Source organism: Mesorhizobium sp. CNPSo 4688 (assembly GCF_057784295.1).
Map to the genome: position 1 here is coordinate 20,891 of NZ_JBWLUY010000001.1, position 22,377 is coordinate 43,267.

Here is a 22,377-nt window from a genome sequence, read left to right on the forward strand (position 1 = left end):
TGCCGTCGCATGCCGCGGAACGGCGATTGGAATTATGGCAGGCGTTGAACAGATCACAGTAGAGGCCGGCGAGGCGGGCATGCGCCTCGATCGCTGGTTCAAGACCCATTTCCCCGGCCTCGGTTTCGGCCATCTGCAGAAGCTGCTGCGCTCCGGCCAGATCCGCGTCGACGGCGGCCGGGTCAAGGCCGACAGCCGTGTCGAGCCGGGTCAGGTAGTGCGCGTGCCGCCGCTCGAGGTCGACAAGAAGGGCGAGAGTGCGCTTACCGGTCACTCGATCCGCAACCAGGGCGACGCCGATGTGCTGGCCAAGATGCTGATCCACGAAGACCCGAAGGTCTTCGTCTTCAACAAGCCGGCTGGCCTGGCCGTGCAAGGCGGCTCGGGTGTCACCCGCAATGTCGACGACATGCTGGAGGCATGGCGCAGCCAGAAGGGCGAGAAGCCGCGCCTGGTGCACCGGCTCGACCGCGACACGTCGGGCGTGCTGGTGGTTGCCCGTACCAGGCTTGCGGCGATGAAGCTCTCCGAGTCATTTCGCGCACGCGAGACCAAGAAGACCTACTGGGCGCTGGTCAAGGGCGTGCCGCCCAAGCGCGAGGACAAGATCTCGACCTGGCTGATCAAGGAGCCGACCGAGGACGGTGACCGCGTGCGTGTGGCCGCGCATGGTGAAAAAGGCGCCGATCATGCCGTGTCCTACTACCGGATCATCGAGCAGGCGGCGCAGACGATGACCTGGCTGGAAATGGAGCCCTACACCGGCCGCACCCACCAGCTTCGCGTTCATGCCGCCTATATCGGCTGCCCGATCATCGGCGACCCCAAATATTTCGAGGCCGACACCAATTGGGATTTCCCGGGCGGCATTCAAAACCGCCTGCATCTGCATGCGCGCCGCATCGTCATTCCGCACCCGGACAAGGGCGTCATCGACGTCACCGCGCCGATGCCGCCGCATATGCGCCAGAGCTGGAACCTGATCGGCTTTGACGACGCCAGCGCGGAGGACTGACATTGGCCGTTGCCTCGGCATCGGATCGCCGTGACGCGGTCGATCTGGCGGCTGCTTCCATCATGGTCGGGCTGACCTTTTCCTGGGGGCTCAACTATGTCGCCGCCAAGATCTCCTATGCTGGCTTCGATCCTGTTTTCGTCTCGATCGTACGCTCGATCATCGGCGGGCTCTGCGTGCTCGGCTGGTGCTGGCTGCGCGGCATCAGGCTGTTCGAGGCCGACGGGTCGCTTGTAGCCGGCATCATTGTCGGCGTGCTGTTCGGCGTCGAGTTCCTGTGCCTCTATATCGGGCTGGAATACACGACCGTTGCCCGCAACACGCTGCTGGTCAACACCATGCCGTTCTGGGTCCTGATCGGCGGCCATTTCCTGCTCGGCGAGCGCATCAATGCAAGGAAGCTTGGCGGGCTTGTTCTCGCCTTTTGCGGCCTGGTGGCGGTGTTTTCCGACGGGATTGTCGGCGGCAACAAAGTGACTCTGATGGGCGATCTGCTCAGCCTCGGCTCCGGCATTCTGTGGGCGGCGACCAGCATCGTCATCAAGCGCTCGAAACTGGTCGAGACCAGCGCCGAAAAACTGCTGCTCTACCAACTGGCGGGCGCCGCCGTCGTTGGCTTCCTGGTGATGCCGTTCGCCGGCCCGCCGATCCGCGCAGTTGCCGCCTTGCCGACATTGGCACTGCTGTTCCAGTCGCTCTATATTGTTGCCTTCACCTATGTGCTGTGGTTCTGGTTGCTCAGGCGCTATCCGGCATCGGGTCTGTCGAGCTTCGCCTTCCTGTCGCCGGTGTTCGGTGTGCTGTGCGGCGCTGTCATTCTGGGTGAGGCGCCGACGCTCAGGATATTCGTGGCGCTTGGGCTGATCGCGGTTGGCCTCATCATCGTCAACCGGCCGGCTCGCAAGCAGGTACCCGTATAGAAAGTTCCGCCATGCGCGATATCCTCAACGACCTCGAAGCAGGCAAGCAGCTCTCCGATCCGGATCCGGTGCGCCGCGCGCAGATCCAGATGAAGACGCATCTGCCGAAGCGTTTCTACAAGGACGTTTCCGTCGTGCCGGTGGACGACGGCTTTGCCGTGCATCTCGACGACAAGCCGGTGCGCACGCCGGGCAAAGCGGTGCTGGCGCTGCCGACCGAGACGGCGGCACAGTTGGTAGCCAGCGAATTCGCAGCGCAAGGCGAGACCATCGATCCCGTCACGATGCCGGTGCTGCGTCTGGTCAACACCGCCATTGACGGCGTCGCCAGCGACCCGCAGGCGGTGCTGGAGGACGTGTTGCGTTTCGCGTCGTCCGATCTCACCTGCTACCGCGCCGACGCGCCGCAGGGACTGGTCGAGCGCCAGAATCAGCATTGGGACCCGGTGATCGACTGGGCGCGCAGCGCGCTTGGCGCCCGCTTCAATCTTGCCGAGGGGGTGATCCATGTCGAGCAACCGCGCGAGAGCATCGCCGTGCTCGGCGCCCATCTTGCCCAGCGCGCCGAGCCGCTGCGGCTCGCTGCCATCCATGTCATGACCTCGCTGACCGGGTCGGCGCTGCTGGCGCTTGCAGTCGACTACGGCACGCTTGACGGCGAGGCGGCTTGGGCCGCCGGCCATGTCGATGAGGACTGGCAGGCCGAGCATTGGGGCCAGGACGCCGAGGCCGTGGCCCGTCGCTCGGCCCGCAAGCGCGACATGATGGGCGCCGTCAGCCTGCTGGAAGCGCTCAAGGCCTGATCTCCGGTCTTTGCCGCACTGCACCTAATACCAAAGTCATAATCCCAAAGGCGCTCTGCCTCCGGACGCCGCTTTCTGTCATTTTTTGTGCCCGATGGCTGAGCTGAGTCCGCATTCAGAGGGAACGTGGACGATGATGCACAGCATCGAGGCAGACGGGATCTCACGGGAGGACATTTCCATGGCAATGGCATCGACCGCCGGCGGAAGCAGCCGCGGCATGACGCGAGAGGAGAAGAAAGTCATCTTCGCTTCCTCGCTCGGCACGATTTTCGAATGGTACGATTTCTATCTCTACGGTGCGTTGGCGGCCGCGATCGGCGCCACGTTCTTCGCTTCATATCCAGAGGCGACCCGCAACATCTTCACGCTGCTGGTTTTTGCCGCCGGTTTCCTGGTGCGTCCGTTCGGCGCGCTGGTATTCGGTCGCATCGGCGATCTCGTCGGCCGCAAATACACATTCCTTGTCACCATCACGATCATGGGCCTGTCGACCTTCCTGGTCGGCCTGCTTCCCGGCTCGGCGAGCTGGGGCATTGCGGCGCCCATCATCCTGGTTGGGCTGCGCATGCTGCAGGGCCTGGCACTCGGTGGTGAATATGGCGGTGCGGCGACCTATGTCGCCGAACATGCTCCCGACGACCGCCGTGGCTTCTACACGTCGTGGATCCAGACAACGGCGACGCTTGGCCTGTTCTTGTCGCTGATCATCATCCTGATCGTGCAGAATTCGCTGAGCAAGGAGGACTTCGCGGCCTGGGGTTGGCGCATTCCATTCCTGGTCTCGGCCATCCTGCTCGCTATATCGGTCTGGATTCGCCTGTCGCTTGCCGAATCCCCGACCTTCCAGCGCATGAAGGACGAGGGCAAGGGCTCCAAGGCGCCGCTCACGGAAGCCTTCGGACAGTGGAAGAACGCCAAGATCGCCCTGTTGGCATTGTTCGGCCTCACCGCCGGCCAGGCCGTGGTCTGGTACAATGGCCAGTTCTACGCGCTGTTCTTCCTGGGCAATGTGCTCAAGGTCGATCCGCAGTCGGTCAACATCATGATCGCGATCGCGCTGGCGCTCGGCTCGATCTTCTTCGTCGTGTTCGGCTGGCTCTCCGACAAGGTCGGCCGCAAGCCGATCATCATGGCCGGTCTCGCGCTGGCGATCGTCACCACCTTCCCGCTGTTCAAGGCGCTGACCTGGGCCGCCAACCCGGCGCTCGCCACCGCGCAGCAGAACACGCGTGCCACGGTGACCGCTGCACCGGGAGACTGCAAGTTCCAGTTCAATCCGACCGGAACACGCAAGCCTCTCACTTCGTGCGATATTGCGACCGACTTCCTTGCCAAGAGCTCCGTACCCTACGACATCATTACGACGGCGGCACCGGGAACCGCGGCCACTGTGAAGATTGGCACCGAAACGGTGGCGTCCTATGATGCCGTGGCAGCCGCGGACAAGGCGGCTTCAAACGATGCTGCCTTCAAGAAGGCGGTCAACCTCGCGCTTCAGGACGGCGGCTATCCGCTGAAACGTGCTGCCGCCAAGGTTGCCGACCAAAAGCTCGACGCCTTTGTCGCGGCCAATCCCGAACTGAAACTCGACGCGGCAGCCATTCGCGCCGGTGAAAAAGCCACTGTCCCGCTCGCCCAGGCGGTCAAGGACAAGCTGCTGACAGCAGATGACGCCGCCGGCGCCACCGACGTGACGGTCTACAGTGTTCCGGCGGCCGGTGCGTTCTCGATGTTTGCCGACCCGGCAGCAGTCAACTGGGCCAAGGTCATCGGCATCCTGTTCATCCTGGTCGTCTACGTGACCATGGTCTACGGGCCGATCGCGGCGATCCTGGTCGAGATGTTCCCGACCCGCATCCGCTACACCGGCATGTCGCTGCCCTATCACATCGGCAATGGCTGGTTCGGCGGCCTGCTGCCGGCGATCGTGTTCGCGCTCAGCGCCTCCAAGGGCGATATCTATTACGGCCTCTGGTACCCGGTGGTGATCGCGGCGATGTCGCTGATCATCGGCATGATCTTCGTCAGGGATACGCTGGGAACCGACCTGCACACCAAGCAATAGGCGCTGTTCCTGCGTTCAACAAAAAACCCGGCGCGAGCGATCGCGCCGGGTTTTTCAATTGCCTGCGAGGGAAGAGCCTAGCTCTTGCGAGGCTGCCCGGCTTCCGCGATAGCGGCCTCATGATACCAAGCCTCGCCATGGTCGCGCGGATGATCGCGCAATGAGGCAAGCTCTGCCGCGAACTTGGCCTTTACGCCTAAATTTGAGGCAGCGGCTCGCGCTGCCGCCGGGAACATCAGGATTTTTGCCGACGGACGGGCTGACGTGATTTCCATGGTCGGTCTCCTTTCTTCTGGAGAGGCTTATCGATTCATCTTTCCATGAAAGTAGGTCTTGCAACACAGTTAGGCAAGATGCCTAAAGAAAGATCAGCATTTGCCTGTTATTTAAGCAGATTCTGCCTTTGATCGATCCCGGCGCATTGCTTAGGCGGCTTCGCCGGATCGCCGGGATGAACGGACATTTTTGACGCACCCCGCGCAGCGGAAATGGCACATGACTTGCATTTTATCGACCGGCAGCCGGTCTGCCGGATGGCTCGGCGCGCGCCGGCGTCATCCAGCTTCGGTGATTTAGCAACGAGAGGCTCTAGAATGACGAAATACAAGCTCGAGTACATCTGGCTCGATGGATACACCCCGGTCCCCAATCTGCGCGGCAAGACCCAGATCAAGGAGTATGCCGAGTTCCCGACGCTCGAGCAGCTGCCGCTGTGGGGCTTCGACGGCTCCTCGACGCAGCAGGCCGAAGGCCACAGCTCCGACTGCGTGCTGAAGCCGGTTGCCGTGTTCCCCGATCCGGCCCGCACCAATGGCGTGCTGGTGATGTGCGAAGTGATGATGCCCGATGGCGTGACGCCGCATGCCTCCAACAAGCGCGCCACCATCCTCGATGACGAGGGCGCCTGGTTCGGTTTCGAGCAGGAATATTTCTTCTACAAGGACGGCCGTCCGCTCGGCTTCCCTGAGAGCGGCTATCCGGCGCCGCAGGGCCCGTACTACACCGGCGTCGGCTACTCCAATGTCGGCCCGGTTGCGCGCCAGATCGTCGAGGAGCATCTCGACCAGTGTCTCGCCGCCGGCATCAACCATGAAGGCATCAACGCCGAAGTGGCCAAGGGCCAGTGGGAATTCCAGATCTTCGGCAAGGGCTCGAAAAAAGCCGCCGACCAGATGTGGATGGCCCGCTATCTCCTGCAGCGCCTGACCGAGAAATACGAGATCGACATCGAGTATCACTGCAAGCCGCTCGGCGACACCGACTGGAACGGCTCGGGCATGCATGCCAACTTCTCGACCGCCTATATGCGCGAAGTCGGCGGCAAGGCCTATTTCGAGGCGCTGATGGCTGCCTTCGACAAGAACCTGATGGACCACATCGCCGTCTACGGCCCGGACAATGACAAGCGCCTGACCGGCAAGCACGAGACCGCGCCGTGGAACCGGTTCAGCTACGGCATCGCCGACCGCGGCGCCTCGATTCGCGTGCCGCATTCCTTCGTCAACAACGACTACAAGGGCTATCTGGAAGACCGCCGCCCGAACTCGCAGGGCGACCCCTACCAGATCGCTTCGCAGATCCTGAAGACGATCGCGGAGGTTTCGACCAGCGCCCAGGTTTCGGCGGCGGCTTGAGCATTCGTTGAGGCGGAGACTTGGTCTCCGCCTCGATCTGCTCTGGCGGCATCCGACGCCAGTCGTCTGAACAAACAAAAACCCCGGCGTCTGAACTGACGCCGGGGTTTTTCTTTGTCGCTGAACCGATCATTCAGACCGAATAGTACATGTCGTATTCGACCGGATGCGGGGTCATTTCGAAGCGCATCACTTCGGCCATCTTCAGCTCGATGTAGCTGTCGATCTGGTCGTCGTCGAACACGCCGCCGGCCTTGAGGAAGCCGCGGTCCTTGTCGAGGCTCTGCAGCGCTTCGCGCAGCGAGCCGCAGACGGTCGGGATCTTCTTCAGCTCCTTCGGCGGCAGGTCGTAGAGGTCCTTGTCCATCGGCTGGCCCGGGTGGATCTTGTTCTTGATGCCGTCGAGACCGGCCATCAGCATGGCGGCGAAGGCGAGGTAGGGGTTCGCGCCCGGGTCGGGGAAGCGGACCTCGACGCGCTTGGCCTTCGGCGACGAGCCGAACGGAATGCGGCAGGAGGCCGAACGGTTGCGCGCGGAGTAGGCGAGCAGCACGGGGGCTTCATAGCCGGGCACCAGGCGCTTGTAAGAGTTGGTCAGCGGGTTGGTGAAGGCGTTGATCGCCTTGGCGTGCTTGATGATGCCGCCGATATAGAACAGGCAGCTTTCCGACAGGCCGGCATATTCATTGCCGGCGAAGGTCGGCTTGCCGTTCTTCCAGATCGACTGGTGGACGTGCATGCCCGAGCCGTTGTCGCCGAAGACCGGCTTCGGCATGAAGGTGGCCGTCTTGCCGTAGGCGTTGGCGACCTGGTGCACGACGTATTTGTAGATCAGCATCTTGTCAGCGTTGCGGACCAGCGTGTCGAACTTGATGCCGAGTTCGTGCTGGGCGGCCGCCACTTCGTGGTGGTGCTTTTCGACGCGTACGCCCATTTCGGCGAGTACGGTCAGCATTTCGGAGCGCATGTCCTGCGCGCTGTCGATCGGCGGCACCGGGAAGTAGCCGCCCTTGATACGCGGGCGGTGACCGAGATTGCCGGTCTCGTAATCGGTGTCGTCGTTGGACGGCAGTTCGGTGGAGTCCAGCTTGAAGCCGGTGTTGTAGGGGTCGGCCTTGTACTTGACGTCGTCGAAGACGAAGAACTCGGCTTCCGGGCCGACAAAGATCTGATCGCCGATGCCTTCGGCCTTCATGTAGGCCTCGGCCTTCTTGGCGGTGCCGCGCGGGTCGCGGTTGTAGGATTCCCCGGAGACCGGATCGAGGATGTCGCACAGGATGACCATGGTCGACTGGGCGAAGAACGGGTCCATGTGGACGGTGTCGGGATCGGGCATCAGCACCATGTCGGACTCGTTGATCGCCTTCCAGCCGGCGATAGAGGAGCCGTCGAACATGACGCCATCGGCGAACATGTCTTCCTCGACCTCGATGACATCCATCGTCACGTGCTGCAGCTTGCCCTTCGGATCGGTGAAGCGCAGGTCGACGAATTTCACGTCGTTATCCTTGATCTGCTTCATGATGTCTTTGGCTGTCGTCATGTCATTTCTTCCCTGTGTGATGACGTTTCGAGGAGACGCTAATCTGAAATCAGAAAGCTCAGACGGCGTCCATCCCTGTTTCACCGGTACGGATACGAACGACTTCCTCGATGTTGGAGACGAAGATCTTGCCGTCGCCGATGCGCCCGGTCTGGGCGGCCTTGCGGATGGCTTCGATCGCGCCTTCAACCGCATCGTCGCCAAGCACGACTTCGATCTTCACCTTGGGCAGGAAGTCGACGACATATTCAGCGCCGCGATAGAGTTCGGTATGGCCTTTCTGGCGGCCGAAGCCCTTGGCTTCGGTGACGGTGATGCCTTGCAGCCCGGCCTCCTGAAGCGCTTCCTTCACTTCGTCTAGCTTGAACGGCTTGATGATCGCTTCGATCTTTTTCATGTAAAAAGTGGCCTCCACTGCCAAAAAAGACGGGTTGTGTGCCCCGCTTGCGCCTCCATCAAGCACGAAATGTGCCAATTTCAGCCCACGAGAAGCGGTTTCGCGCAATTCCAATGCCGCGCCGGGACGGGATGCACATTCGCGTCATCCACTGCTTCGGAAGCGGCGCGGGTGTTCGGAGCCTACACATTGCCGCTCCTGACGTCTGCACGATTATTAGGCAGGTCGCGTATTTTGCGGGCGCGCGCGGATCCGTGGCGCCAGTCTGCGAAAGGATTGGCCGCACGCCAACTCAGCACCTGGCCGTTTGCTTCGAACACGAAACTGGACAATGCTCGACCAGGACAAGGAGGCCTTGGGCGAAATGCGGATCGGCAATTCATGAGCAACGAAGTGCTGTCGCCAGCCGAGATGGGCGAAGCCGACCGGCTGGCAATCGCGGCCGGTCCGCTCGACGGTTATGGCCTGATGCAGCGTGCCGGCGAGGCGGTCGCGGCGGTGGTGCTGGCGCGCTATCCTTCAGCCACAGGGGTGCACGTGCTGTGCGGCCCCGGCAACAATGGCGGCGACGGTTATGTCGTGGCGCGATTGCTTGGGGAAAGTGGTGTCGATATCACGCTGTGGGTGTCCGGTGAACCGAGGGCAGGCAGCGATGCGGCGATTGCCGCGGCCGAATGCTCGCTGGAGCGCCGGCCCCTGGCGACTTTCGTCGCTGAGCCGGGCTCGTTGATTATCGATGCTCTCTATGGCGCGGGGCTGTCCAAGGACCTCTCGGGTGATGCGGCGCGTGCCGTAGACATTGCCGCCGGCCTGTCTATCGTTGCCGTCGATTTGCCTTCAGGTGTTTCCGGTGACAGCGGCCACATTCTCGGCACGGCGTTTCGTGCCGACATCACCGTCACCTTCGCGCGCAAGAAACCGGGGCATCTGCTGTTGCCTGGGCGCGAGCGATGCGGCGAGATCGTCGTCGCCGATATCGGCATTGGCGACGACATCATCGCACAGGTCGCGCCGCGCACATTCGAAAACAAGCCGGCGTTCTGGCTCGAGACGTTGCCGGTGCCGGCGGTCGATGCGCACAAATACAAGCGCGGCCATGTCGGCGTCTTCTCCGGCGGACCGTGGGCGACGGGCGCGGCGCGGTTGGCCGCACTTGCCGCTGCTAGAAGTGGGGCAGGGGCGGTGACCGTGCTGTCGCCTGCAAATGCCATGCAGGTCAATGCCGCGCATCTGACCTCGATCATGCTGCGCAAGACCGATGCTATCGAGGACGTGCACGACTTTCTCGGTGATCGCCGGTCGTCGAGCTTCGTCCTTGGCCCGGGCTTCGGAGTCGGTGACAAGGCGCGCGATTTCGCCCTCGCCGTGCTCGCCAGAAAACGGCAAGAGGGTGGTGTCGAGGGGCTGGTGCTCGATGCCGACGGCATCACGTCCTTCCGCAGCGCGGCCTCAACGCTGTTCGAGGCGGCCAGCAGGCCGGATGCGCCAGCACTGGTCATGACGCCGCATGAGGGCGAGTTCGGCCGACTGTTTCCCCACATCGCTGATGACAAAAGCCTCTCAAAGCTCGCCAAGGCGCGTGCGGCCGCAGCCCGCGCCAATGCCATTGTCATCTACAAAGGCGCCGACACCGTCATCGCAGCCCCCGACGGCCGCGCCGCGATCAACGCCAACGGCGCGCCTTGGCTTGCCACCGCCGGTTCCGGTGATGTGCTGGCAGGCATCATTGCCGCGCTGCTGGCGCAAGGCATGCCGCCTTTCGAGGCCGCGTGCGCCGCGGTCTGGATCCACGCCGAAGCCGGCAGGCGCTTTGGGCCGGGACTGATCGCCGAGGATTTGCCGCTGGCGCTGGTGCCGGTGCTACGTGAATTGGTCGAAAGCCAGCCGGACCTTCTATGAGACGCCTGGCTGTCCTTTTCACCTCGCTCATCATGGCCGCATTGGCATCACACGGCGTGCGCGCCGAGCCAGTGACCATCATCGACGATCCGGCGGTGCTCGCCGCTCTCGATGCCAAGGGTTTTGGTTTCGCCGGCATTTTCGCCGTCGACGGCGAGGACGATCTGAAATCGCTCTACAGCGAGGCGCCGGCCTATCATGCAATTGTAGACATGGTGGCGGCTGACATTGCGGCCCTGCGCGCCGAGATGAAGGCCGGCGGGCGCACGCTCTATGAGGTGACCGACGGCAATGTCGGCCGCATCATGGACATGCGCTGGCTGCAGACCGAAGCCGCACGCTTCCGCTTGGTCGGTGTCGTCAACCGGCTCGACCGGCGCGATTTCGCTGCGCTGCAAGGCGACAAGAGCTGTGGCGAGGTGCGGTTCATCTATCGCCTGGCCTATAGTTTTCGCAAGAACGGCAAGGTCCTGGCCTCGCGGCTGCCGTTCAATTTCAACGCCGTCTACAGCGTGGCGCCCGATGCCGATGGCGGCTGTGTCGGCGTTGCCGGGCGCTGGACGCCGCAGCTCGATGAAAACGTCGATGCCGGCTGGCTGGCCGGCGGGCCGCTGGAACCGGAGGAACTGACTTTCAAGCAGCTTGAACTCAACGCGCAAGTGGTGCGCTTTCCCTCGGGCCAGGAGACCGAGTTCGGCGGGCAGGCTGCCTATCTCATGCGCATCTTCGCCATCGATGGCGCTGCAATCAGTGAGAAGCCGCTGGAAAACACGCCTGACACCGCGCGGCTTTCGCAAGACGCGGCACTGAGGAAAAGGCTCGCCGATTATGTCAGAGCCAATGTCGCGGCGGTCGATCTCGGCGTCTACGAAATCCCAGACGAATTCCTGGCGACGAAGATCATCTCGTGGTCGACCTTCGGCAGCGCCAGGCAGGCCAATCATCCGTTCACGCCGTTGTTTCAGCCAGCGGATTTCGCCGGCCTCGACTATGCGGGGCTGAAACTGGTGCGCACACCGGAGGCGCTGGTCGAACGGCTGGACAATGGCGCCTGCCAGGGCTGCCACCAGGCGGGCTCCACCGCCGGCTTTCATTTCATCGGCCTCGACGACAAGACGACGTCACCGCTCAACCGCATCGAGGTCGGCATCTCGCCGCATCTCCATGCCGAGATCCCGCGGCGTGAGGCCTGGTTGCGCGCAACGCAGGAGGGAAAGGAGCCGAACCGCTACCGGCCACTATCCTTTGCTCCGCCGGCCACCTGGACCGATGCCGGCGAGGTCGATTACGCGCCGGCCGAGATGGCGATGCCGTGCCTGATGCCGGACGACGAAAAACGCTTCGGCGCGACCTGGCAATGCGGCGGCGGGTCCGTCTGCACGCCGCTGGCGACCGCATCAGGCGTGCGCACCGCGCTGGCGCAGTGTCTGCTGCCCAAGGACAGCCCAAAGATGTTTTCCGGCCATCCCTGCCTGACCGGGTCGATCGCCAGCAACCCGTCGCAGCCCTTCAACGATCGCTACAAGATCACCGGCCAGTTCGCCGCCTTCGTACCGAGCTTTTCGCGGACCGCCTACACCTGCCGGCCGCCGAAGATCGGCGTGCCGGCAGGCATCGCCTACCGCGCCTGCGACGACAAGGACCGCAGCTTTGCCGCCTTCAAGGCGGGCAAGCCGATGCCGTCGGAAATCTGCGGGCTGGTTGGTGGCAAAAAGTTCGACACCTGCGTGGCGACCAACAATTTCGACCAGTGTCTTGGCGGCGCGGTCAATCGCGGCAACCGTCCGGCATGCTCGGCCGATCATTTCTGCCGCGAGGATTACATGTGCCAGTCACTGCCGTCGGATACGCCGGGCGCCGCCAAGGTGAAGGGCATCGGCTTCTGCTCGCCGACCTATTTCATCTTCCAGATGCGCATCGACAACCACGCGACACCCTGGGCGAGCGCCACCGCCGCCACCCGGGACGCAGGATTCGGCGCGGCGGAAGAGGAGTAGCTCATCATTCTTCCTCCGGATCAGCCGGATTAGCGAAGTGCACTGCAGCGGCATGGATGCCGCCAAGGTCTTCGTCAGAGCTGATCTTTCACCGCTTGGGTGACCGAACGAGGCAACAAAGTCTCGGGCACTTCGAGCGTCTTGCTTCCCGTCTCGCTTTCGTGGGTAACAGTGAATGTATACCTGTCTGCTCCGGGATCCTTGGGCAATGGCTTCTTGCGGTCGAACAATTCCTTGAGTGCGGCCTTGTCCTTGTCGTCGAGCGTCGCCGCATCGACGGTTCCTCTTCCCTTCAGCCCGGCCAAACCGCCATGTCTTTCGATAATAAACCGTTCGGCCATAACCAACTCCTATGTCTGCCTCGTCTGCCGATACCGAAGCGAAATCAGCGTCGGTATCAGCAGATGTCAAAAGCGACCGGACCAATGGGCCTGCCTTGCCCGACCAGGTCTAGTGCACACCCACACTGGTCCAAGCACCATCCACCGCAGCATATACGGCGGGATTGGCGGCAAACAAGGTCTTGGCTGCGGAACGTGTGAGTTTGGCAAAGGATTTGAAGGTCATGTTTTTTGTCGCCTTATTGCTGGTCAAGGCTGCATACCAGACTTTTCCGACCTCGTTCCATGACTGGCCGCCAAGGCTTTTGGCCGCCAGATAGAAAGCATGGTTCGGAATGCCGCTGTTATGATGCGGATCACCTCCAGGCTGATAGTTCTTATAATTGTCCGGCTGCGGCGAAAGGCAATGCGCTGCGCCCGGATTCGATAAGTCGCGCAGGCAGGTATAGTTCTTCGCCTTTGCGGCCGGTCCCATGATTTCAGCACCGATGAGCCAGTCCGCTTTGGCGAAGGATTGTTGGGCCCGCCATTGGCGGAACATCGAGCCGAACACGTCCGACACGCTTTCGTTGAGCGCGCCGGCCTCGTTGGTATAGACAAGGCCTGCGGTGTATTGCGTGATGCCGTGCGTGAGTTCATGGGCGATGACGTCATTCGACTTCGTGAAATCGACGAATATCTGGCCATCGCCATCGCCATAGGTCATCTGGGTGCCATTCCAGAAGGCGTTGTTGTAATTCATGTCGTAGTGGAGCGACGACATGAGCGTCATTCCGAGGCCGTCGACCGAGTTGCGGCCAAAGCATGTCTGATAGAAATCAGCCACTGCAGTCGTCTCGTCGAAGGCTCGTTTTACAATCTGGCTGGTCGATGTCCCCGGGCCGGCGACAGGGGTTCCAGGCAAAGAGGTCGTATTCTGGCAATCATAGACCGTAACCTTAGGCGCTGCCGCAAGTGTCATGGTTCTTGGCTGGGCAACAAGACCCGCCTGGATTGCCTGGTTTTGCGCGACGCGGAGCTTGCGCCAGATCGGCTCAAGATCGGCAGTGGCTTGAAATGCGTCTCGGGATTTCTGTGGCAGCGACTGGTCTTTGGCAAAACGTTCGAGAACATCTTTTGGGATAATAAAGCAACCACAATGTGCAAGCATGACCGATCCCCCTCGCGCTGATATCATTCGTCAAAATTGACCGTTATATCGTATTCTATTTGCCAAACGTCTTCAATATTAAATATAATCCAGCAAGCGTGAAATTGATCACAGACAAATACAAATATGATGGTCGCATTTACAGTTTTATTGGCAAATAGATTATAGGTAATAATCTCAATACAGAAGTGAGCAAATTACAAGGGCGTACCTTTGATAAAATAGAATAGTTAAGCAACAGGTGACAACCACTGGCCGAAGAACGGCTCACCCGAGAGGCAGACTTCGGGAGCAACTCTCACAGCGGGATGTTGTCGTGCTTCTTCCAGGGGTTCTGCATGTCCTTGTTGCGCAGCATCCTGAGCGCGCGGGCAATGCGGCGGCGAGTCGAGTGCGGCATGATCACCTCGTCGACATAGCCGCGCTCGGCGGCGACGAATGGCGACAGGAAGCGATCCTCGTAAGCCTTTGTATGCGCTGCGATCTTCTCCGCATCGCCGATATCCTTGCGATAGATGATCTCGACCGCGCCTCGGGCGCCCATGACCGCGATCTGCGCCGTCGGCCAGGCATAGTTCATGTCGCCGCGCAGATGTTTTGAGGCCATGACGTCATAGGCGCCGCCATAGGCCTTACGGGTGATGACGGTGATTTTCGGCACGGTCGCTTCGGCATAAGCGAACAGCAGCTTGGCGCCATGCTTGATCAGCCCGCCATATTCCTGCGCGGTGCCGGGCAGGAAGCCGGGGACATCGACAAAGGTGACGATCGGAATGGAAAAACAGTCGCAGAAGCGCACGAAGCGCGCCGCCTTGCGGCTGGCGTCGGAATCGAGCACGCCGGCCAGCACCATCGGCTGGTTGGCGACGAAGCCGACCGTTCGGCCCTCGATGCGGCCGAAGCCGGTGACGATGTTCCTGGCAAAGTTCTGCTGGATCTCGAAGAAATCGCCTTCATCGGCAACTTTGAGGATCAGCTCCTTGATATCATAGGGTTTGTTGGCGTTGTCGGGGATCAGCCGGTCGAGCGACAGATCATGATCGGTGACCGACTGGTAGCATTCGATCTCGGGAAGCTCCGACGTGTTGGAGGCCGGCAGCAGATCGACCAGCCGGCGCATCTGCAAGAGCGCCTCGACGTCATTGTCATAGGCGCCGTCGGCGATCGAGGACTTTGTCGTGTGGACGGAGGCGCCGCCCAGGCTTTCGGCCGTGACCGTCTCGTTGGTGACGGTCTTCACCACATCCGGTCCGGTGACGAACATGTAGGAGGTGTCGCGGACCATGAAGATGAAGTCGGTCATGGCGGGCGAATAGACGTCGCCGCCGGCGCATGGGCCCATGATGACGGAAATCTGCGGAATGACGCCGGAGGCCAGCACATTGCGCTGGAAGATCTCGGCATAGCCGCCAAGGGCTGCCACGCCTTCCTGGATGCGGGCGCCGCCGGCGTCATAAAGGCCGATGATCGGCGCTCGGTTGCGCAGCGCCATCTCCTGCACCTTGATGACCTTCTCGGCATGCGCTTCTGACAGCGAACCGCCGAACACGGTAAAGTCCTTGGCGAAGAGATAGACCGGGCGACCGTTGACGGTGCCCCAGCCGGTGACGACGCCGTCGCCGGCGATCTTGGTCTTCTCCATGCCGAAATCGGTCGAGCGATGCTCGACATACATGTCGAACTCCTCGAACGAGCCTTCGTCGAGAAACACCTCCATGCGTTCGCGGGCGGTGAGCTTGCCCTTCTTGTGCTGGGCATCGATGCGGGCCTGGCCGCCGCCCAAGCGGGCGATGTCGCGGCGGCGCTCGAGTTCCTTCAGCACGTCCTTCATCCCTCGGTCCCCAGAAATGGAAGCTGTCTTTGTGGTAATGGTGCCTGCAGGCGGGCGCAAGCGCCCCTTTCGCCCTCGATTTTGCTGCACTGCAACATGACGCCCCTTGCATTCCTGGACGAACTCAGCCATATGCAGCCCATAGGCGCTTGGGCCGGGAGATTCCGGCCTTCTCGACAAATGAGACTGGTTGCGTCTGTTTTCCCTCTTTCCGGTTGAACGGCAAGGTGGCGGAAAAGCCCCGTGGCATGATGCCTGCGGGCACGACAGCGCAGCCGAGTGGACGTTACCGTCCGCCCGCCTTGTCGTTTCATATCAAATTTTTCGACGGCAGGTTGCGCCCTGCCGCCATCGATGTTTGCGGCTAAGGCCGCGTGAAAGAAGACTATTTTGACCAACGAAAACACATCAGCCGGTAGCAACACTGTGGCCGGTAACACTGCGGAACTCACCGGTTTCGCAGCCCTTGGAATCACCGGTGCGTTGCTCAAGGCGACGCATGGCGCCGGCTTCACCGAGCCGAAGCCGATCCAGACGCAGGCGATCCCGCCGCAGATGGAAGGCCGTGACATCTTCGGCATCGCCCAGACCGGCTCCGGCAAGACCGCGGCCTTCGCGCTGCCGATCCTGTCGAAGATCATCGCGCTCGGCACCAAGCGCCGGGCGAAGACCACCCGGGCGCTCATCCTGGCGCCGACGCGCGAGCTCGCCGTACAGATCGAGGACACCATCAAGATCCTCGCCAAGGGCGCGCATGTCTCGACCGCGCTTGTGCTTGGCGGCGTTTCGCGCTTCAGCCAGGTGAAGAAGGTTGCGCCCGGCGTCGACATCCTGATCGCCACGCCCGGCCGTCTGACCGACCTGGTGCGCGAGGGTGACCTCATTCTCTCCGACACCAAATGGCTGGTGCTGGACGAGGGCGACCGCATGCTCGACATGGGCTTCATCAACGACGTCAAGCGCATCGCCAAGGCGACCGCGCCCGACCGTCAGACCGTCCTGTTCTCGGCCACCATGCCCAATGAAATCGCCGAGCTGGCGAAGGGCCTGTTGAAGAACCCGATCCGCGTCGAAGTCGCGCCGCAGAGCACCGCGGCCGCCGAAATCGTGCAAGGCGTCGTCTTTGCCCGCACCAAGCAAAAGCGCCAGGTTCTGTCGACCATGCTCGCCGACGAAGCGATGAAGTCCGTCATCATCTTCTCGCGCACCAAGCATGGTGCCGACCGGGTGACCAAGGACCTCGAGCGCGACGGCTTCAAGGCCGCCGTCATCCATGGCAACAAGTCGCAGAACGCCCGCCAGAAGGCGCTCAACGATTTCCGCGAGGGCTCGGTGCGCATTCTCGTGGCGACCGACATCGCGGCGCGCGGCATCGACGTTCCCGGTATCAGCCATGTTGTGAATTTCGACCTGCCGGATGAGGCGGAAAGCTATGTCCACCGCATCGGCCGCACCGGCCGCAACGGCATGGACGGCATTGCAATCACGCTTTGCGATCCTTCCGAAAACAGCAAGCTGCGCCAGGTCGAGCGCATCATCCGCAGCAAGCTGCCGATCGTTGCCGACCATCTCGGCAGCCCGGATCCGGTGCGCAATCCGGCTGAAAAGAACGAGCGCTTCGAGCCGGCCAACGATCGCAACGACCGCAATGGCCGTCGCGACGGCAGGCGCCCAGGTGGCCAGAACAACGGCTTCGGCAAGAAGCGTTTTGGTGACAAGCCGGCCTTTGCCGGTGCAGGTGAGCGCAAGCCGGAAGGCGCCAAGCCCTTCAAGGGTAACAACAAGCGTCGCTTCGGCGGCAAGCGGCCCGCGGCGCGGGCTGCCTGATCGACAATCGGCCAGGCGCGTCGCGCCTGTCTTGATTGCTGACTGTTGAAATGAGGACGGCCCGAGCAATGCTCCGGCCGTCCTTTTCGTTTTGCGGCTACTGGGTAATTGCTTTCACCCAGACTACAATCCGCTGCGCCAGGAATGCTGTGGTCGACGGCGACAGCGCGTCGCCGGCAATGACGTGGTTGTCGGGATCGCCATTGTCGTCGACCGGCACCAGTTCGTGCGCGGCGCCCCAGCGGCCGGCGATCTCGCGGGTGCGGTCTTCCCGCACCACGCTGTCTGAATCCGAGAAGATGAACAGGGCCGGTATATCAGCTTTCTCCACCGGTGCTGCGTAGGCAAGCTCGGTCAATGCTGCCATCGGCAGTACGGCCGCCATCGGATAGGTGTGCGTCCAGAGTTTCTCGTGCAGCGCATTGCGGGTCGGAAAGCTGCGCTCCTTGCCGCCGACAAGCTCGGCGATCTGCCTGCCCCAGGGCATGGTCAGCAGTTCGGCGCCTGAAGCCCTGACGCCGAAATTCGGCGAGATGAACGCGATTGCGGCGACGCCGTCAGATGCGCCAGGCTCAGTCGCCGCCCATGCCGCCAGTGAGCCGCCGGTCGAGGTGCCGATGACGATCACCTCGTCGCCGATGGCCCGGCCGATGGCGAGCGCCTCCTCATAGTCGTTGATCCAGGCATTGACGCTGCCTTGCGCCATAGCGGCGCCGTCCTGCCCATGGCCGGTGAGGCGGGTGTAAAAGAGGTTGGCGTCGAGCTGGTCGGCGACCTCGTCGGCCAGCGGGCGAACTTCGCCCTTCGATGCCGAAAACCCGTGGATATAGACGATCGCCAGCGGCGTCCTGGCGTGAACCATCGGGTCGGCCCAGATGATTTCTTTCTCAAGCCCGTCGCGGATGTTGGGCACGGCAGCCTCTTCACGCGCCAGATAGGCCTGCGGATCATCGCCGATCACTTTGGGATCGAAATGGATCGTGGTCTCGACGGGAACGCGCGGACCAAGCAGGACGGCCAGGATGAGGATGACGATGACGCCCAGCACCGCAAGCACGATCCGTCGCCCCATCGCAGACTCCACGCAACAATCTCAACCTATGGCGGCCGCTGCACCCAAGCAACAGCCGGCCTGTGGACAGCTAGAGCGGTTCACCGTTTTACGGAAACGGTGAACCGCTCTAGCTCTTTGTTTTTACGCAATTCCGGACGGAAAACCGCTCACACTTTTCCTGGAATTGCTCTAGTCGTTCGGCGGCTTGCGATCGAAATTCAGTGGCCGCCCCTGCCAGCGGGTCGCGGTGCTGATGAACCAGCGGCAGACCGGCCTCGGCAGCAGCGCCAGCAGCTTCAGCCCCCAACTCAGCCGGCGCGGGAAGGTGACCTCGAAGCCGCCCTTTTCGATGCCGCGCAGCATGCGCCGCGAGGCACGGTTGACCGGCATCAGTCCCGGCATCGGCAGCATGTTCTTTTCGGTCAGCGGTGTGTCGATGAATCCCGGATTCATCACCTGGACGCGGACATTCATCTTGTCGAAATCGTATTTCAGCGACTCGGCCAGGATGTTGATCGCCGCCTTCGAACCGCCATAGGCCGCCGTGGTCGGCCAGCCGAAATAGGCGGTCACCGAGCCGACAAGCACGATATGGCCGCGCGCGCGGATACGCATGCGCTCCATCAGCGGGACGAGACCATTGATGATGCCGAAATAGTTGACCTCGAAGGATTGGCGAAAGTCGCGGACCCTGAGGTCTTCGCCGGGCGTGGCGATGTAGTTGCCGGCGTTGAAGACCGCGAGCACGATCGGACCGAGATCCTTCTCGATCGCCGCCACCGTGCTTGCCATGCGCGGCTCGTCGGTGACGTCGCAGGGATAGGCAACCACGCGTCCCGGCATCTGTGCCGTCTCGACGATGAGCGTGTCGATCGGATGCTCGTCAAGCGCGCTCACCGCGACGACGAAGCCCTTCGCCGCAAGGTCCTTGGCCAGAGCACGGCCGATGCCGCTGCTGCCGCCGGTGATCCAGGCGACGCCGTGCTTCGGGTTGGCCCGATAAAGTGTCATTCTGCGCCCTGCCGATCTGTCATTAGTGCTCTAGCGGTGAAAAAATCGAATGAAAAGAGTGCTTTTCCGCACAAGGTTGAAATGATCGTCATCGCGCGCCATCCGGCGGCAGGAGATTGCAGTACCCGAAATGCGACTGGACCAGGCGAATTCTTGCCTTGAAACGCAAGCTTCGGGTTTCTAGGGTCTCGCCGCAGCTACATGAAGGAATCCCGAATGCCCCGTTCTGTGATCGAAGCGATCGGCAACACGCCCCTGATCCGCCTCAACAAGGCTTCGGAGCTGACCGGCTGCGAGATTCTGGGCAAGGCCGAGTTCATGAACCCGGGCCAATCGGTCAAGGATCGCGCTGGCCTGTTCATCATCCGCGACGCCGAACAGCGCGGGCTGTTGAAGCCTGGCGGCGTCATCGTCGAAGGTACGGCCGGCAATACCGGCATCGGCCTGACGCTCGTCGCAAAGGCGCTGGGCTATCGCACCGTGATCGTCATTCCCGACACGCAGAGCCAGGAGAAGAAAGACACGATCAAGCTGCTTGGCGCGGAATTGATCGAGGTGCCGGCGGTGCCTTACAAGAACCCCAACAACTATGTGAAACTGTCGGGGCGGCTGGCCGAGCAGATGGCGCGTTCCGAGCCGAACGGCGCGATCTGGGCCAACCAGTTCGACAATGTCGCCAATCGCGACGGCCATATCCGCACCACCGCGGAAGAAATCTGGACGCAGACCGGCGGCAAGGTCGACGGCTTCGTCTCGGCTGTGGGTTCGGGCGGCACGCTGGCTGGCGTCGCCTTCGGGCTGAAGGCCAAAAGCAAGAACGTCAAGATCGCGCTCGCCGATCCGCTCGGCGCCGCGCTCTACTCCTACTACACCAGCGGCGAATTGAAGTCCGTCGGCAGTTCGATCACCGAAGGCATAGGGCAGGGGCGCATCACCGCCAATCTCGAAGGGTTCACGCCGGACTTCTCGTTCCAGGTTCCGGATGAGGAAGCGCTGCCGATCGTCTTCGACCTGATCCAGGAAGAGGGCCTTTGCGTTGGCGGCTCGACCGGTATTAATATCGCTGGCGCGATCCGGCTGGCGCGCGAGCTTGGCCCCGGCCACACCATCGTGACCATCCTTGCCGACTATGGCACGCGTTATCAGTCGAAGCTGTTCAACCCGGAATTCCTGCGCGAGAAGAACCTGCCTGTGCCGGGCTGGATGGATGAGCGCAGCACAATTTCGGTGCCCTACGAGAAGGTCGCCTGATGGCGCACAGGACCGAAGCGCTGTTTCGCGACGACGCCCATTTGAAGACGGCCGAAGCCATGGTGGTCGCGATCAACGAGCGTGGCGGCATCATTCTCGACCGGACGATCTTCTACGCCACATCGGGTGGCCAGCCCGGCGATACCGGCACATTAGAGCGCGCCGACGGCAGCCGCATCGCTATTGCCGCCACCATCACCGGCGAGACCAAGGACGAGATCATCCATGTGCCGGCGCCGGAGCAGCCGGTGCCGGAGGTTGGCGAACGGATAAAACTCGCCATCGACTGGGAGCGGCGGCATCTGCTTATGCGCATGCATGCCGCCTGCCACCTGCTCACCGTCGTCTGTCCGTTCCCGATCACCGGTGCTTCGGTTTCCGAGGATGACAGCCGTGTCGACTTCGACGCTCCCGATGCCGGCTTCACCAAAGAGGATGTCACCGCCGGGTTGATGGAGCTGGTGCGGGCCGATCATCCGATCTTCATCAGGCTGATCACCGACGAGGAACTGGCGGCCAATCCGGGCCTGGTGAAGTCGAAGAATGTCCGCCCGCCGGTCGGCACTGGCAAAATCCGCCTGGTCTGCATCGGCGACAACGCTTCGGTCGACAGCCAGCCCTGCGGTGGCACCCACGTCAAAAGCACCGGCGAGATCGGCGAGATCCACATCGGCAAGATCGAAAAGAAGGGCCGCGAGAACCGGCGTTTTCGCATTCGCTTCGGCCCGCTGCCGGCAGCTTGAACCAGAAAATGCCTCGCAAAGGCGCGGCGGGAGAACAACAATGGCCGATGACAGCCCCTTCACCGTCGATGCGGACTGGTTGCAGAGCCGTCTTGGTGAGCCAGGCCTGACGATTGTCGATGCGTCCTGGTATCTGCCGGCGCAAAAGCGCGATGCGCGCGCCGAGTATGAGGCGGCGCATATTCCGGGCGCGCGCTTCTTCGATCACGATGCAGCCTCGGACCCGGATGCCAAGCTGCCGCACACGCTGCCGTCGCCGGAGCATTTCGCGCAGTATGTCGGCACGATGGGCATTTCGGCCGACGACACCATCGTTGTTTATGACGGTCCAGGTTTCTTCTCGGCGCCGCGCGCCTGGTGGATGTTCCGCGTCATGGGCGTGTTCCAGATCTATGTGCTGGACGGCGGCTTCGACCGCTGGAAGGCGGCGGGCCGGCCGGTGACGGCGGAACCGACGAAGATCGCGCCGAATGTGTTTCATGCCGATTTCGATGCCGCCCGGGTCGCCAGCCTCGCCGACATGCGCCGCATCGTCGAAACGAAAGAAAGCCAGATTGCGGACGCCCGTGGCGCCGGCCGCTTCACCGGCACGGAGCCAGAGCCCCGCGCCGGTGTCCGCTCCGGACACATGCCTGGCGCACGCAACCTGCCTTATTCGGCGCTGTCGCAAGACGGTGAGCTGTTGTCGAAGAATAGGCTGCGCAAGGCGGTTGAGGATGCCGGCATCGATCTGTCGAAGCCTGTCGTCACCTCATGCGGCTCCGGCATCACGGCGGCTGTCGTGACACTGGCGCTGGAGACGCTTGGCCACACCGACAACAGGCTCTATGACGGCTCATGGACCGAATGGGGCGGGTTGGCCGATACGCCCGTGGTGACGGGCAAGGAATGAT

The 22,377-nt window shown here is 62.2% G+C and carries 19 protein-coding genes; 11 read left to right on the forward strand and 8 right to left on the reverse strand.

The annotated features are described in order from the left end of the window. Positions 1–34 precede the first annotated feature (34 nt). The 4 genes from AC04SH_RS00180 (at position 35) to AC04SH_RS00195 (ending at position 4,806) form a co-directional block, all read left to right on the forward strand. Positions 35–1,015, forward strand: coding sequence for an RluA family pseudouridine synthase (locus AC04SH_RS00180; RefSeq protein WP_142865539.1), 981 nt, complete (start codon positions 35–37; stop codon positions 1,013–1,015). 62 nt (positions 1,016–1,077) lie between these two features. Then, entirely contained in the window at positions 1,078–1,935 is an 858-nt protein-coding gene (locus tag AC04SH_RS00185; protein ID WP_488573882.1) for a DMT family transporter, read from the forward strand. Between the two features lie 11 nt (positions 1,936–1,946). Then, positions 1,947–2,738: an ATP12 family chaperone protein gene (locus tag AC04SH_RS00190; RefSeq protein ID WP_488573482.1), complete on the forward strand. Its 792-nt coding sequence runs from the start codon at positions 1,947–1,949 to the stop codon at positions 2,736–2,738. Positions 2,739–2,919: 181 nt separating this feature from the next. Then, complete coding sequence (locus AC04SH_RS00195; RefSeq protein ID WP_488573483.1) at positions 2,920–4,806, forward strand: MFS transporter; 1,887 nt, start codon at positions 2,920–2,922, stop codon at positions 4,804–4,806. A gap of 77 nt (positions 4,807–4,883) precedes the next feature. On the opposite strand, the gene AC04SH_RS00200 is transcribed toward AC04SH_RS00195, so the two are convergent. Continuing rightward, positions 4,884–5,081 carry a DUF2735 domain-containing protein gene (locus AC04SH_RS00200; RefSeq protein ID WP_488573484.1) on the reverse strand — a complete coding sequence of 66 codons (198 nt, stop codon included), beginning with the start codon at positions 5,079–5,081 and terminating at the stop codon, positions 4,884–4,886. 318 nt (positions 5,082–5,399) lie between these two features. On the opposite strand from AC04SH_RS00200, the gene AC04SH_RS00205 reads away from it, so the two are divergent. Next, on the forward strand, positions 5,400–6,440 hold the full coding sequence (locus AC04SH_RS00205; protein ID WP_192254256.1) for a glutamine synthetase beta-grasp domain-containing protein: 1,041 nt from the start codon (positions 5,400–5,402) through the stop codon (positions 6,438–6,440). 133 nt (positions 6,441–6,573) lie between these two features. On the opposite strand, the gene glnA is transcribed toward AC04SH_RS00205, so the two are convergent. Next, on the reverse strand, positions 6,574–7,983 hold the full coding sequence (gene glnA / locus AC04SH_RS00210) for a type I glutamate--ammonia ligase (protein ID WP_488573485.1): 1,410 nt from the start codon (positions 7,981–7,983) through the stop codon (positions 6,574–6,576). Positions 7,984–8,041: 58 nt separating this feature from the next. Then, positions 8,042–8,380, reverse strand: coding sequence for a P-II family nitrogen regulator (locus AC04SH_RS00215; protein ID WP_006205430.1), 339 nt, complete (start codon positions 8,378–8,380; stop codon positions 8,042–8,044). A 381-nt stretch (positions 8,381–8,761) separates the two neighbouring features. Here AC04SH_RS00215 and AC04SH_RS00220 point away from each other — a divergent pair, with 381 nt between their 5' ends. Together AC04SH_RS00220 and AC04SH_RS00225 are read left to right on the forward strand one after the other, a co-directional pair. Next, entirely contained in the window at positions 8,762–10,279 is a 1,518-nt protein-coding gene (locus AC04SH_RS00220; RefSeq protein ID WP_488573486.1) for an NAD(P)H-hydrate dehydratase, read from the forward strand. Beyond that, positions 10,276–12,276: a hypothetical protein gene (locus AC04SH_RS00225; protein WP_488573487.1), complete on the forward strand. Its 2,001-nt coding sequence runs from the start codon at positions 10,276–10,278 to the stop codon at positions 12,274–12,276. The genes AC04SH_RS00220 and AC04SH_RS00225 overlap by 4 nt, the downstream gene beginning before the upstream one ends. A 74-nt stretch (positions 12,277–12,350) precedes the next feature. On the opposite strand, the gene AC04SH_RS00230 is transcribed toward AC04SH_RS00225, so the two are convergent. From AC04SH_RS00230 to AC04SH_RS00240, 3 genes are all read right to left on the reverse strand, one after another. Continuing rightward, the gene (locus AC04SH_RS00230) at positions 12,351–12,617 is read right to left on the reverse strand and encodes a protealysin inhibitor emfourin (protein ID WP_488573488.1); all 267 of its coding nucleotides are present in this window, start codon (positions 12,615–12,617) and stop codon (positions 12,351–12,353) included. A gap of 109 nt (positions 12,618–12,726) precedes the next feature. Then, positions 12,727–13,767 carry a M4 family metallopeptidase gene (locus AC04SH_RS00235; RefSeq protein ID WP_488573489.1) on the reverse strand — a complete coding sequence of 347 codons (1,041 nt, stop codon included), beginning with the start codon at positions 13,765–13,767 and terminating at the stop codon, positions 12,727–12,729. 298 nt (positions 13,768–14,065) lie between these two features. Next, positions 14,066–15,598 carry an acyl-CoA carboxylase subunit beta gene (locus AC04SH_RS00240; protein WP_488573490.1) on the reverse strand — a complete coding sequence of 511 codons (1,533 nt, stop codon included), beginning with the start codon at positions 15,596–15,598 and terminating at the stop codon, positions 14,066–14,068. Between the two features lie 390 nt (positions 15,599–15,988). Here AC04SH_RS00240 and AC04SH_RS00245 point away from each other — a divergent pair, with 390 nt between their 5' ends. Then, positions 15,989–17,425, forward strand: a complete 1,437-nt coding sequence (locus AC04SH_RS00245) for a DEAD/DEAH box helicase (protein ID WP_488573491.1) — start codon at positions 15,989–15,991, stop codon at positions 17,423–17,425. A 97-nt stretch (positions 17,426–17,522) separates the two neighbouring features. Here AC04SH_RS00245 and AC04SH_RS00250 read toward each other — a convergent pair whose 3' ends face one another. Both AC04SH_RS00250 and AC04SH_RS00255 read right to left on the reverse strand, forming a co-directional pair. After that, complete coding sequence (locus AC04SH_RS00250) at positions 17,523–18,497, reverse strand: alpha/beta hydrolase (protein ID WP_488573492.1); 975 nt, start codon at positions 18,495–18,497, stop codon at positions 17,523–17,525. Between the two features lie 171 nt (positions 18,498–18,668). Continuing rightward, complete coding sequence (locus AC04SH_RS00255) at positions 18,669–19,490, reverse strand: SDR family oxidoreductase (protein WP_488573493.1); 822 nt, start codon at positions 19,488–19,490, stop codon at positions 18,669–18,671. Positions 19,491–19,706: 216 nt separating this feature from the next. Between AC04SH_RS00255 and AC04SH_RS00260 the strand changes: the two genes are divergently transcribed. From AC04SH_RS00260 to sseA, 3 genes are read left to right on the forward strand one after another with little or no spacing between them, the layout of a single operon-like run. Then, positions 19,707–20,741, forward strand: coding sequence for a cysteine synthase A (locus AC04SH_RS00260; RefSeq protein WP_488573494.1), 1,035 nt, complete (start codon positions 19,707–19,709; stop codon positions 20,739–20,741). After that, positions 20,741–21,484: an alanyl-tRNA editing protein gene (locus AC04SH_RS00265; RefSeq protein ID WP_488573495.1), complete on the forward strand. Its 744-nt coding sequence runs from the start codon at positions 20,741–20,743 to the stop codon at positions 21,482–21,484. Before AC04SH_RS00260 ends, AC04SH_RS00265 begins: the two co-directional genes overlap by 1 nt. Before the next feature lie 40 nt (positions 21,485–21,524). After that, a complete protein-coding gene (gene sseA, locus AC04SH_RS00270) occupies positions 21,525–22,376 on the forward strand; it encodes a 3-mercaptopyruvate sulfurtransferase (RefSeq protein ID WP_488573496.1) in 852 nt (283 codons plus the stop codon). Position 22,377: the final 1 nt, after the last annotated feature.